Source organism: Marinobacter sp. H13 (assembly GCF_059072335.1).
The window spans coordinates 178,596-190,521 of record NZ_JCACRU010000009.1; the positions used below are offsets into that span (position 1 = coordinate 178,596).

11 protein-coding genes are annotated in these 11,926 nt (G+C 52.0%); 7 read left to right on the forward strand and 4 right to left on the reverse strand.

The features are described from left to right. The first annotated feature begins 16 nt into the window (after window positions 1-16). Window positions 17-853 (forward strand): DUF2971 domain-containing protein, encoded by an 837-nt coding sequence (locus AC5JQH_RS22360; protein WP_493806082.1) that lies wholly within the window; start codon window positions 17-19, stop codon window positions 851-853. Window positions 854-998: 145 nt separating this feature from the next. Then, window positions 999-1,226 (forward strand): VPA1267 family protein, encoded by a 228-nt coding sequence (locus tag AC5JQH_RS22365; protein ID WP_493806083.1) that lies wholly within the window; start codon window positions 999-1,001, stop codon window positions 1,224-1,226. 882 nt (window positions 1,227-2,108) lie between these two features. Here the strand turns inward: AC5JQH_RS22365 and AC5JQH_RS22370 are convergent. Then, a complete protein-coding gene (locus tag AC5JQH_RS22370; RefSeq protein WP_493806084.1) occupies window positions 2,109-2,408 on the reverse strand; it encodes an MbcA/ParS/Xre antitoxin family protein in 300 nt (99 codons plus the stop codon). After that, the gene (locus AC5JQH_RS22375; RefSeq protein WP_493806085.1) at window positions 2,398-2,778 is read right to left on the reverse strand and encodes a hypothetical protein; all 381 of its coding nucleotides are present in this window, start codon (window positions 2,776-2,778) and stop codon (window positions 2,398-2,400) included. The genes AC5JQH_RS22370 and AC5JQH_RS22375 overlap by 11 nt, the downstream gene beginning before the upstream one ends. A gap of 528 nt (window positions 2,779-3,306) precedes the next feature. Between AC5JQH_RS22375 and gmtY the strand changes: the two genes are divergently transcribed. From gmtY to gmtX (AC5JQH_RS22390), 3 genes are read left to right on the forward strand one after another with little or no spacing between them, the layout of a single operon-like run. After that, window positions 3,307-4,686: a gamma-mobile-trio recombinase GmtY gene (gene gmtY / locus AC5JQH_RS22380; protein WP_114435623.1), complete on the forward strand. Its 1,380-nt coding sequence runs from the start codon at window positions 3,307-3,309 to the stop codon at window positions 4,684-4,686. Continuing rightward, window positions 4,676-8,497 carry a gamma-mobile-trio integrase GmtZ gene (gene gmtZ, locus AC5JQH_RS22385; protein ID WP_011783464.1) on the forward strand — a complete coding sequence of 1,274 codons (3,822 nt, stop codon included), beginning with the start codon at window positions 4,676-4,678 and terminating at the stop codon, window positions 8,495-8,497. The genes gmtY and gmtZ overlap by 11 nt, the downstream gene beginning before the upstream one ends. Continuing rightward, window positions 8,490-8,897 carry a gamma-mobile-trio protein GmtX gene (gmtX, locus tag AC5JQH_RS22390; protein ID WP_493806086.1) on the forward strand — a complete coding sequence of 136 codons (408 nt, stop codon included), beginning with the start codon at window positions 8,490-8,492 and terminating at the stop codon, window positions 8,895-8,897. The genes gmtZ and gmtX (AC5JQH_RS22390) overlap by 8 nt, the downstream gene beginning before the upstream one ends. 39 nt (window positions 8,898-8,936) lie before the next feature. Here the strand turns inward: gmtX (AC5JQH_RS22390) and istB are convergent, their stop codons facing one another. Beyond that, window positions 8,937-9,677, reverse strand: a complete 741-nt coding sequence (gene istB / locus AC5JQH_RS22395) for an IS21-like element helper ATPase IstB (protein WP_053112996.1) — start codon at window positions 9,675-9,677, stop codon at window positions 8,937-8,939. After that, the gene (gene istA / locus AC5JQH_RS22400) at window positions 9,664-11,169 is read right to left on the reverse strand and encodes an IS21 family transposase (protein ID WP_082640780.1); all 1,506 of its coding nucleotides are present in this window, start codon (window positions 11,167-11,169) and stop codon (window positions 9,664-9,666) included. Before istA ends, istB begins: the two co-directional genes overlap by 14 nt. A gap of 85 nt (window positions 11,170-11,254) precedes the next feature. Here istA and gmtX (AC5JQH_RS22405) point away from each other — a divergent pair, with 85 nt between their 5' ends. Then, a complete protein-coding gene (gmtX, locus tag AC5JQH_RS22405; protein WP_493806087.1) occupies window positions 11,255-11,560 on the forward strand; it encodes a gamma-mobile-trio protein GmtX in 306 nt (101 codons plus the stop codon). After that, a complete protein-coding gene (locus AC5JQH_RS22410) occupies window positions 11,553-11,819 on the forward strand; it encodes a VPA1267 family protein (RefSeq protein WP_011783462.1) in 267 nt (88 codons plus the stop codon). The genes gmtX (AC5JQH_RS22405) and AC5JQH_RS22410 overlap by 8 nt, the downstream gene beginning before the upstream one ends. Window positions 11,820-11,926 lie beyond the last annotated feature (107 nt).

Below are 11,926 nucleotides of genomic sequence, written 5' to 3' on the forward strand. Positions count from 1 at the left end.
CCTGTCGGACGTGAACTTGCCTGAGTCTATTACATGGAAACAATTTGAAGCATATCACCCTTACCCCGAACAGGCTGGTAAGGACCGTCTCTTTCATCTGCGGCCTATCGCAGGCGTTAAAGATTGTCGCCTGGAACACTTGTTTGTTCATGGTTTGCTTTTTCACTCTGCACCAGAAGGCCTCAATGACCCATTTGAATGTAAGCCGCACTACAAGGAGCCCGCGAACCAGGCGGAGCGAGATATATTATTGAGCCATCTTCACAGGGTACTTCTGAAACACGGAATGCATGCGGATGAGGCTATGGCTAGGATAGTGGGGTGCATTAAAAATCCGACACTTCTTTCTCAACTTCTGCATCAAAGCGGGCTTGAGTCATTTGCCGAGATGCGAATGTATAGTTTTACTGCATCCAATAACAATCTCCCTATGTGGACGCACTATGGAGCCCTACATACTGGGATTTGTATTGAGTTCGATGCCACAGTTTGGCCGATCAGCGGTGCACGAAAGGTTAAGTACCAGAAAGAATATCCCCAGATTACCTATCCGCCTGAAGAAGATGAGAGAAACATGCGTCCAGGTTTAATCAAGTCGGAAGCGTGGGGGTATGAGGAGGAATTTCGACATATTTTTTTCCCGGGAGCTGAGGTGATTCCGAGTAACGGAGACTCGATACCACTGCATCCTGAGGCTATGACTGGACTCTACTTTGGGGTCAACGCAGATTCTGACGAGAAAGATCGAATTCTAAAAATGGTAGAAAAAGGGCCCTTTAATCCAAAACTTTATGAAGGGGCTCTGTCCTCGACCAAATTCAAGATTGAATTTAATCCGATGAGTACCCGTTGAGATTGATTTTTGGTTCGCAGTGAGGCCCTGAGAGGCTCTCTGAGCGCCTTGTTGGTTTAAGGGGGGGTGGTTGTTGGGTTTAGTTGTGTCGTCCCTTAAAATGCCTTTTAAGGAGGAATATGAGTAGGGAAAAGGCAGGGAGTATTTGGAAAAGTTCAGGGCTTGGGCTGCTTCCATGAGCGACGATGATTTCCTCAACATCGTTTACGCCCCCACGGGCGGTCTGAACAAGCAGGAGATCAAGAAACTCCTGGGCTTGAGTTATCAAGCGATTAAAAAGAATGCTGGGGTGGTGTCGGCCCTGAAAGAGCTGGAGAGCGAGCTGCGGGAAAGTGGTGTCCTACCACCACTTACAGAACGCACCCAGAAATGAATTGGTTTTTCGTCTAATGCTCACATTTTATGTTTTTTAGGGCATTGAAGCTTTGCTTTCGCCCCGGGTCTAGGCGACTACCATCTGATCCAGCATATATTACGGTTCGAGAGCCTAAAGTTAGAACGCATGCTGGTTGTGGCTGGCCTCCCAACTTAAATCGCATGGTGTAAGCTCCGCGATATCTGTTTCAGATGGTGTAAGCAGCATGAAAGCTGGGTATGCCGGTGGTATAAGCAGCAGCCTTTCCGTTTCTCAAAATGGTGTGAGCAGACTGATTTGCTCGCCGGCGGCCCGATATTCCCTCTGTTTACGAGGATTATTGTGGTGTAAGCAGATCGACCCGCTACTCACGGAATGGTGTAAGCAGACCAAATGTCGCTCAGCCATCCTACCAGCCTCAATTCGTAGTAATCGGCCGCATCAGCGGACAAAGAGATTAGAGAAAGGTCTGTAGGTCATTGAAAGGTCCGGGGGTTCAGTCTTTTCAGATATAGACGCAGAAAACCACCGCGCCCTTTCAATGTTGGCTATAGCGAAAATGCCGAGGGCAATCTGCTCACATATAGACCCAGCTTTGCACCATATGTCCGTAATTTTCTCCCCGAAAGAGTTCAAGCAGAGTCATTTGGGCCTGCGCCAAGAGCTGCTGCTCATATATAGAAGGAGAAAATCACCATGGGTATGGCTTAAGCCGGTTCTCGCCAAGATGACTTGCTAACGCTTGGAAATGCTGTCCAGGAATATTTGTTCGCGTCATGGAGGGGCGATGCTGGCTCCCTTTGGGTGCAGAAGCGGTGCGTTCGGACTATCCATGAGAAATCCAAGTATTTGGCCTGCCGGGCTCCTGAGCTCCCGTAATTGTGAGGCAGCCCTCCTGACTTATCGCCATTTGAACGAGGCGATATTAAGATACTCGATGACGCGCTGAAAACCTTGGACACTGGTCAATTGATCAATCGGTCTTCCTTTCAGCGCTGCGTTGGGCGTCTCCAGCCAATGAGCAAGATTTTCCCGGTCGTCGCCAATAGCTGCGATCATGCTATGACGGAGTTCCTGGAACAGTTGTGCGACATCTTCTCCGGGATAGCGGTTTGAAGAAGCGATTTCGACCAACTTGTCGCCAGCGATGCCGAGCTCCTCGCCTACAGAACGAATAACTCGGTCTTTGTCATTGTCCATACTTCAATAACTCCAGGCTCTCGAACACTTCCTTGATGGCTTCGAGTTTACCGGTCAAAACGAAATCTAACGGTCTCTGGCCGTAGTAGGGTTGGTTTTGATTGATAGACATCATAAAACCGCTGTGGTTTTCCGGGTTCTGGAAGAGCTCTTTTAGGGAGGCGTGAATATTGAGAAGGTAGGAAATAGTCGTCAATTGACTCTGATCCGTTTTATCGAGGGTTTCAGGGGCGTCAACGAGAGCTTGATCAATGTTTAAAATACGGGCTTGATCGGGGCCCTCAATACCCCACGCCTGCAAAATTCGAATGGCCGCCTTTAGTCCGGCACGATGCTGCTCGATTGTTGTTTCACCGTGGGCATGGTTCATTGCTGAAAAATACCTCGTTATGGAGTCATGTCTGCGTGCACTGTGTGAGGTTCCTTATTGAGCTGCCAAGAGAATCCTTGGCAGCCAGGAAAGACCAAAGCATCACACCAAAGCTATTCTGGGGCAATCAACCTCGAAAGATACGGTTGCGTATTCCAGGGTATAACTGTCGAGCAGGTGATCGGATGTTTCAAGAATTGCGCCATTTCAAGGTCCATCGAGCCGCCATGGCGCAACCGGTCATCCGCGACAAGCATCTAAAAACGATCGTATCCAATGGGACTCGGACGAAGAGGGCTTCAGGTCATAGCCTTTTAAGATCCGCACAAAGCGTGCGACATAGCCGCATTGGCCAGTGGGGGGGAGCCACTCGTTCGGCGGTCTTGCACCTTTGCTCCTTAGTGGAATAGAAAAAATATCCTAAAAAGCATCAAAAACCTATGCCAGAAATCGAAATCTGGTTTTTCTTGAGCATACATGCATATATAGTGGAATTACGAACATACTATTTTACCAATTGGAAATTGCGTGCTGAACAGCGTCTGCATAGAGGCAAATATCAAAGTAGACAACACGGGGACGAAGATAAGTCTTCCGGTGATCGTCACCCAAGATGGTTTGCTGAAAAGTTATTTGGATTATTTGATCGTTCATCGATACAAATCTCGGAGCTGGAAAGACAGGAGCGCGTTTGCGGTTCGACTCCTCATCGATTACACGAATCAGAATAAAGACTGCTTTGAAACTCCTCACCAACTGTTTCAGGAGTTTTCAAACAGCCTCTACACCGGAACGATTGGCGAGGACGGTAGCGATCCGAGTTGGCTGCGGTGGAAACCACGCGAGGATAAGGACGCGAACTTTCTAATCAGCCTGATAACACAATACACAGACTGGCTCTCTGAGCAGTATGAAGAGAAAAAGCTTCAGATAAACCCAACGGTGAAACCGACTCGTTACGAGGAGTGGATGGGCCTCGCAGCCTTCTACCAAAAGAAACGGCGGGCTTTTCTTTCCCACCTTTGGGCTAACAAACCAGCCCCTGCTTATTTCCGGAAGGTTATGCCCAGGACGGTGTCGCGTTCTAACGGCAATGAGGGTAAGAAAAGCTTTCCTCCTGGACGAATTGACGACCTCTTGTGGAATGGCCTTACGCGATATGGCTTTGAAACGAGCGACGTAGTTTATGAGCGCCTGGACCTGAAGAATGTGCTCATTACCATGCTGATGCATTACGGCGGACTCAGGCTCAGCGAGTGCTTTCACCTTTGGGTAGAAGATGTCGTGCCGTGGGAGGACGGAACCGCACTGGTCAAAATTTTTCATCCCGATAAAGGGCGGCCCCGTCCAAACGGCCCCAGCAGGCGCGAAGAGTTGCTCAACAAGTATGGGATGCAACCGCGATTTGAATATTCGAAATCCCATACGCTGCATGCAGGTTGGAAAGCGCCCAAAGAGGACAATGAAAGTCGCCACTTTCTTCAGGTTTGGTGGTTTCCAAGAAGTGCTGGTGAAACCTTTAACGACCTTTGGCGGCTTTACCTGACCTACCAGCGATACCCCGATGGCGGTAAACATCCGTTTGCATTCACGACGCAATCAGGCGCTCCGCACTCAATCAAAGGCTATAACCAATCGCTTAAAAGAGCCGTTGAGAGAATTGGTTTACCGTTTTCAAAAGAAGCGGGAACGACAGCACACGCCCACCGACACTCGTATGGGCAAGCTCTGGCTGATGCAAACGCTGATTCTCTGATCATTAAAAACGCCCTACACCATAAATCGATAGAAAGTCAGCAGGTCTACACCGAACTCACTGATAAGCAGATGCGTGCGCATTTGAGCAGATTGTCGCCCGAGCACGGCTTAATTTCTCCAATCAAGAAAGGACTCACTCATGGCAACTAAGTACGCCACGCTCGCCGAAGCCTCAGAAGCCGCTCAGCGCTTGGAATTCAAAACGCAGCCGGAATACAAGAAGGGCTACAAACAAGATCCGAAGCTGCCAGCAAATCCCAACCAACTCTATGCCGGAGATTGGGATGATTGGTATAGCTTCCTTGGCACTGAACACCCCGGTGAGAAGTACGCCACTGTCGCCGAGGCGTCCGAGGCCGCTCAACGCTTGGGATTCGAAATAAGAGATGAATACAACAAGGGCTACAAAAAAGACCTGAAGCTGCCAGCAGCTCCCGACAAACACTATGCCGAAGATTGGGCTGATTGGCCCAACTTCCTTCGCAATGAGCGCCCTAGAGAAAAATACGTGACGCTCGCCGAGGCGTCCGAAGTCGCTCAGCGATTGGGCTTCAAAACACGCACCGAATACCATGAGGGCTACCAAAAAGACCCGAAGTTGCCATCGAATCCCCAACGAAGTTATGCCGGAGAGTGGGATGATTGGTATAGCTTTCTTGGCGTTGAGCGCCCCGAGAGGTACGCGGCGCTTGCCGAGGCGTCCGAAGCCGCTCAGCGCCTGGGGTTCAAAACGCAGCAGGAATACTATGAGGACTACCAAAAAGACCCGAAGCTGCCATCACAACCCTCTGTTTTCTATGCCGAAGATTGGGATGATTGGTATAGCTTCCTTGGCACTGAACGCCCCAGTGAGAAGCACGCCACTGTCGCCGAGGCGTCCGAAGCCGCTCAACGCTTGGGGTTAAAAACACAGGCGGAATACTATGAGGACTACCAAAAAGACCCGAAGCTGCCAGGTTCTCCCAACGACTTTTATGCCGAAGATTGGAGTAGTTGGTACAACTTCCTTGGCACTGGACGCCCCGATGGGAAGTACGCAACGCTCGCCGAGGCGTCCGAAGCCGCTCAGCGCTTGGGATTCAAAACGTCCACAGAATACTTTAAGGGCTACAAACAAGACCCGAAGCTGCCACGCCATCCCGACGGAATGTATCGCAGAAATTGGGCTGATTGGTACAGTTTTCTTGGCAATGAGCGTCCCAAAGAAAAGTACGCGACGCTCGCCGAGGCGTCCGAAGCAGCCCAGCGCTTGGGATTCAAAACACAGAAGGAATTCTACGAGGGCTACAAACAAGACCCGAAGCTGACAGTAAGTCCCTTCGACTTCTATGCCGAAGATTGGGATGATTGGTACAGCTACCTTGGCATTGAGCGCCCCGTTAAGAGGTACGCGACGCTCGCCGAGGCGTCCGAAGCCGCTCAATGCTTGGGGTTAAAAACAGGTGCGGAATACTTCAGGGGCTACGAAAAAGACCCGAAGTTGCCATCGCAGCCGAATAAAACTTATTCCGAACATTGGATATCTTGGCCTCACTTCCTGGGCAACGAAAACGCCATTAATCGAGAACTGACCAGCAAATACCCCGAGTTTTGGAAAGCCATTCAGTGTTATGTAGAGGCTGGTACAGGCCAATCCAACAAATACTCACATTTGAGAGCACTCCTTAGATTTTACGTGGACAAGCTGGGCTTGGTTGACGACCCGGGAGCCATGCTGTCAAGGGATATCCCGTTTGATGAGCGAGCGTACGAAAACTTCATAAATGTCACCGCAGATACTGTAAAAAAACCACGGCATAACGCCTGTTCCGCTTTTTTCGAGTGGATTTTGGAGACTTATTGCTCTGACGAGGACGAGAACGGTGAGTTGATAGTTCTGCCCGGCTACCGCAATCCTCTTAGAACCGTTCTCAAGGGTTTGTTAGATCAGTTACCCAGTTACAAGCGCAGTGAATCAGACAAGCCTCCATTGCCCATGGATGCCATTGTACGAGCCAAGCAGCATCTGATTCCGCTAGAGGCGACGTCGTTTCGCGATCTCTATCAATTGCATCCCTTCCTCGAAGACTGCTGGTTCGGGGTTGATCCACAGTTAATTGATGACAATGACCCAAACTGCATTTATCGAGTGGTCAAAAAAGAGCGGAAGCGAGGTCGCAAGCGCTATTTTGAAGAGATGCACGAGTTATGGTCGCCCGTAAAAATTGTCGCAAACTACACATTGCTATCCATTCCGTTGCGAGGACAGCAAATCTGTTGGCTCGACAGCGGAGAGGGAGATGAATTCGTTCCGTTATGGCGTGATGGGAAGGTTCACTGGATCGAAAATCCAAGTCCGCTTGCGACCCGAAAGCGGAATAAGGGCTTTATTCAGAAAGGGAACAATGACGGTGAGTTGAGCGCCTACATCACGACGAACAAAACCGGAAAGAAATTGGGCGGCTACGATATTCCGTTCATGCCGGAAGATCTGGCGTATTGGATTATCCAGCTTCGGGAGTGGCAATCCAAATACAACCCAATCGAAGAACTGACACTGTGGACGCAAATCAACCCGCAGCAAAGGATACACAAAGACATCCTCAAAAGGCGCGGTAAACAATCGTTCCTGTTCCGCGACCCGGCCTCACACGCCTGTGATGAGAAGGCGTCGCCCATGCGTACGACAACCGCGTTTACACGAACCCTGCCTGCTCTGTTGTTCCATAGTCAGAGGCCAGGCGCGGACCTCGCTGAGAAAATCGAAAAAAAGAGCAGCGTGGATTACAAGAGCCAATTTACACCTCATGCTCTCCGCGTCAGCCTTATCACTGCCTACATTGTCGACGGCAGAGCGCCCATAGCCGTGATTTCAAAGCTGGTTGGTCATTCCTCTCTGGTGATGACGATTTACTACACAAAGGTAGGAGCCAGCAAAATGCGGCTGGAGATGGCGGCGGCTGAAAAACGGGCACTTGAGCAGAGTCATTATCGTTACGAAGACCTCATCCTCCAGAAGAAAATCGAAGAGGCGCGTCCGGAATTAATCGCCACAGACCGAAGCATCATGGATCAGTGTCTGACACCTAATTGGCCCTCTGGAGCCTTCCAACTTATGAGTTTCGGAATCTGCCCCATGAGCGGCAACAAGTGTGACGAAGGTGGCATGGCACTGGTTGAGCGGAAGGTTGAAGCACAGTACGCGCCCGTGCCCAATGGCTACCTTGGGACTCGAAATTGTCCCCAGTGCCGCTTCTTCATTACCGGCCCGGCGTTTCTGGGCGGTTTGTCGGCCATTGCCAACGAAATCATTCTGGAAATCAATGTCACCCGCAATGAATACCACGAACTCGAAGAAAAAAGGCAGACGCTCGATGACGAGCGGTACGATGCCGAGTCTTCGGGACAGTTTTTTGGTAAAGAGCGAACGCTGAAAAAGATCACCTCGGCGTATGAGGAAAAAGCCAAAAAGCTCGACATGCTTCTCACGGATCTCCAGCACTTATACCGCCTGATTTCTCAATCTACCGAACTGCTGAAGACCTCCGAGACAGGCCAGCACCAGCTGATCGTCAGCGGCAATTACGTGGAAATGGAGATGCATTTGGAGGAGCAAAGCAGCGAATTTCGGTTGCTCGCTGAGGTCTGTGCCAACGCTGAGATTTACGAGAGCGCCAGTGCCTCCAGAGCACGCCCCCTGCTCAGTCAGATGCTCGACAAATTGGCGGACACCAATGGGATTGCACCCGCGATATTTCGGTTGACCGAGGATCAGCAGCTCAAAGCTGCCAATCAGGTCGTCCGGCTGATTATGCAAGTGACACAGAATAACTGGCACGTCGCTGACCAGTTGATCAATGGGCAAATCACCTTGGAAGATCTCGCCGAACCACTACAGCTAGGTGATGTGCGCCAAGAGATCGAGTCAGCCATGAACGGGTCTTTGAAATTCCCGCTAGAAATCGAGAGCTGCAATGAGTGAACCGAACGAAGTCTACGAGGCCATACTGGGCCAACTGAAAAATTCTCGTTCCAGGAAGTCCCTGGAGGCCCTTCACGCCGTTTGCAAGGAACATCATGAGTCAGGCTCGGTTGATTTCAGAATCTCAACGATTGCGAAGCTTGGGGCCAGTCGTGGCGCTCCTAGCGAGCAGACCATCCGAAACAAAACCGGAGAACATTATAGAGCGGTCATTGAGGCTTGGCAGGCGCTTGGAGACCAGAAAAAGAAAGCGATCAAAGCACAGACCACGCCCTCGGGCGAGTACGATTGGGTTGATGAGGTAAGCAATAAAACTCACCGCTTCCTCATACTCGACCTGATTTCGAAGGTCCGTAAATTGAGGGCCGAAAATAAAAGTGTCAATGGCCATTTATTTTGACCCACCTTTGGCCAATAAAATTGACCCACCTTTCATAGTCTATCTTGTGGCTTTTTGCTTCAGTCGATAGCTTTCTCCTCCCAACATAAAGATGTGCGAATGGTGGATGACCCGGTCAATGATCGGCACCGCCACGTTGTCGTCGTGGAAGAACTCGCCCCAACTGGTGAAGTCCTTGTTGGTGGTCAAGATGATCGACCGGTATTCGTACAGGCTGTTGATCAACTGGAACAGATTGTAGCGGGCCTGCCGGGTCATGGGCAGGTAACCCAGCTCATCAATGATCAGCAGGTCGTATTTGGCCAGGGCGCTGACCCGTTTTTTCAGCTCACCCTTCATCTCGGCCAGTTCCAGCTCTTCCACCAGATCCAGGGCATTGCGGAACAATACCCGGTAACCAGCTTCCACTGCCTTGTGGCCAATACCGATGGCCAGGTGGGTCTTGCCCACACCCGGCGGGCCAATGAACACCAGGTTGTTCCGTTCGTCGAGGAACTGGAAGTCCAGCAAGGCGTTCACCTGGCGTTTATTAATGGTGGTCTGGTGCCGGTAGTCGAAGCCCTCAAGGCGCTTCTCGGCGGGGAACGCGGCCATCTTCCGATTCCGGTGGATGCGCTTGTCCTGCCGTTGAACCAGTTCGTGTTCGGCAAGCCGATCCGCGAAGCTGAGATAGGACATCTCGTTGGCTTCTGCCTCGGCCAGCAGGTTGATTAGTTCATCGGCGGCCGCGCTCAGGCGCAGGCTGCGGTAACGGGCTACAGTCTGTTCAAGCTGGCTCATGGGTCACCCCCTGGCCACTGGAGCGGCCAAGACGCTGGTAGGCGCTCAGATCCAATGCCTGCTTGGGTTCCGGTAACGATTCCGGCTGTCGCTCCCGCAGAACGGCCGCCTGGGCTGCTTCCAGGTAGTTTTGCAGTCGTGTGGCCGTCATGCCGGGGCGTTCTGCCAGCGCTGTGATCAACTCTGGATCCACCGGCGCATGGCGCTTGAGCAGGTCACGGGCAGCCACCAACTGATCCTTGTAGATCTTGGGCTCGGAGCGCTTGAGCTGCTGACACAACCGGTGCCCGGTCTCGTCGCTGATCAGGGCGTTGATGCCAGCTTCCAGCTTGTTCACGCGCTGGGCATGATCCCGGTAGTGATGGGTGTTCTTGATCACCTTGCCCTTGTCGGCGCACAGCGCATGACTGGCAATGACTTCGCCCGTGTTCAGGTCGCTGATATGGAGTTGACTGCCGGACTCCAGAACGCCCACCCGGGCCTGCTGCCAGGCCATGGGCACGGAGTACTTGTTGGCCTTCCAAGCGATCAGGCCGGTCTTGTCCACCTGCCGTGTCTCGCGGGCCACAGGCTGTACGCAAGCCGGTGACAGGTAGGCCTCCAGATGTTCTCGCTCATCCCGTTCGAAGCGTTCCCGGGGTGGTTCGCCGGTGGTGCCGTGGATGCGGACATTGGCCACGCTCTCAACCCAATCCTGCACGTGCTGACGCACGTGTTCCTGATCCCGGAAGACTTCACCGTAGAGGCAATCCTGCTTGACGTACTTAACACCGGCTTCCACCTTGCCCTTGCTCTCCGGGTCATAGCCTTCGCAGGCATGGATCCGGAATCCAGCCGTGGTGGCATACTCATGAAACCGTTGGTTGAGCGTCAGTTCGCGGTACTGTTCGTTGATCACCACCAGCTTGGTCTGATCGTAAACGCACTCATCCGGCAGGCCACCGAAGTACCGCAGGGCTTCGTCATGGAGCTGGATAAACGTCTGGGTATCCAGCGGGCGGAAGGCCAGGCCCACGTACATCAACCGCGAGTACGACAGCACGAACACCACAAAATGCAGCGTGCGTTCTTCGCCACCGATCAGCACGCCGCGCAACTCACCGGGGTCCACCTGACACTGAACACCGGGCACATCCTCCAGAATGGGCTCGTAATAGCGCATCTGGGCCGAGGCCACTTCCTCCTTGAGCACTCGCACATAACGGCGAATGGAACGGTCTGAGGCCGGTAAGTCGCCGACCTTTGCCTGAAGCTTACGGGCAATCTTGACGGCGCTGAGCTTGGGGAATTGCTTGAGCAAATGCACCAGATAATCCCGGTGATCATCGAGGCGCTTGGTGCGTGAGGGATCTTCAATCTGTTCTGAAATCGCGTTCTCATTCATCCGCAGATACTTGCGGACGGTATTGCGGGACAGCCCCAGTTCCTGACTGATGGCGCGGATCGACAACCCTTTGCCGTTATCGTGCAGTGCCTTGATTTTGTGTATCACAACCCACTCCTTCACTGACATGCCCCCGGCTATCGATAAAAGCGGGGGACAGTAGCTGGTTCTGTGGCCTGACGGCCACCCGGAGGTGGGTCAAAATAAATGGCCAGTAGTGGGTCATTTTAATTGGCCACTAACAAAAAGGTTTGCATCGATCAAGAAATTGGAAATTGACTACCGAGCGGGTGCTGAAGACAAATCTGAATCGAGGTTACCGAGCCTGTTGAGTCACGAGATTGATGCATTGAGAGACGCCATCTCTGAGGAGTCCCTTAAATTAAAGGGCTGGACTAAAACAGAACGCGGCAGCATCAAGGACCAAAACGGCAAGGTTGTCCTCAGAAACGGTTTTGTGGATGCCCTTGAAAAAGCGTTGAGTATCGGGAATGACTAACGGACAAGAAAAAGCTCGCGAAAACCTTGTTGCCTTTCAGCGTTGGGCCGCTACGAAAACCGATGACGATTTAAAGCAAATCGTCTTTCGGGGCCAGCTAAACCGTGGCGAAGTCGCCAACGCTATCGGTATCGGAGAGAGCGCCGTGCGCCAGAATCCGGCGATAAAATCGCTGGTCCTTAAATACCTCGGGCGAATCGCCGCTTGCGGCGAGAGGGCAGAGCCCTCAATTGAAATCGAGGCTACGTCCGTTTTTTGATAAGAAGCGGACCTTTTTTGTCGCCGAGATTCCGGGAGATTAAGCACGCTGAGGTCGCAAAGCGGACATTTTGCTTGGGCGAATACTCCAAGGCTCACCGGCGACAA

What these genes read in the sequence shown, in the direction of transcription:
- AC5JQH_RS22370 (WP_493806084.1), bottom strand. Translation starts at nt 2,408, where the DNA reads ATGGACAATGACAAAGACCGAGTTATTCGTTCTGTAGGCGAGGAGCTC.
- AC5JQH_RS22375 (WP_493806085.1), bottom strand. Translation starts at nt 2,778, where the DNA reads ATGAACCATGCCCACGGTGAAACAACAATCGAGCAGCATCGTGCCGGA.
- gmtZ (WP_011783464.1), top strand. Translation starts at nt 4,676, where the DNA reads ATGGCAACTAAGTACGCCACGCTCGCCGAAGCCTCAGAAGCCGCTCAG.
- gmtX (WP_493806086.1), top strand. Translation starts at nt 8,490, where the DNA reads ATGAGTGAACCGAACGAAGTCTACGAGGCCATACTGGGCCAACTGAAA.
- istB (WP_053112996.1), bottom strand. Translation starts at nt 9,677, where the DNA reads ATGAGCCAGCTTGAACAGACTGTAGCCCGTTACCGCAGCCTGCGCCTG.
- AC5JQH_RS22410 (WP_011783462.1), top strand. Translation starts at nt 11,553, where the DNA reads ATGACTAACGGACAAGAAAAAGCTCGCGAAAACCTTGTTGCCTTTCAG.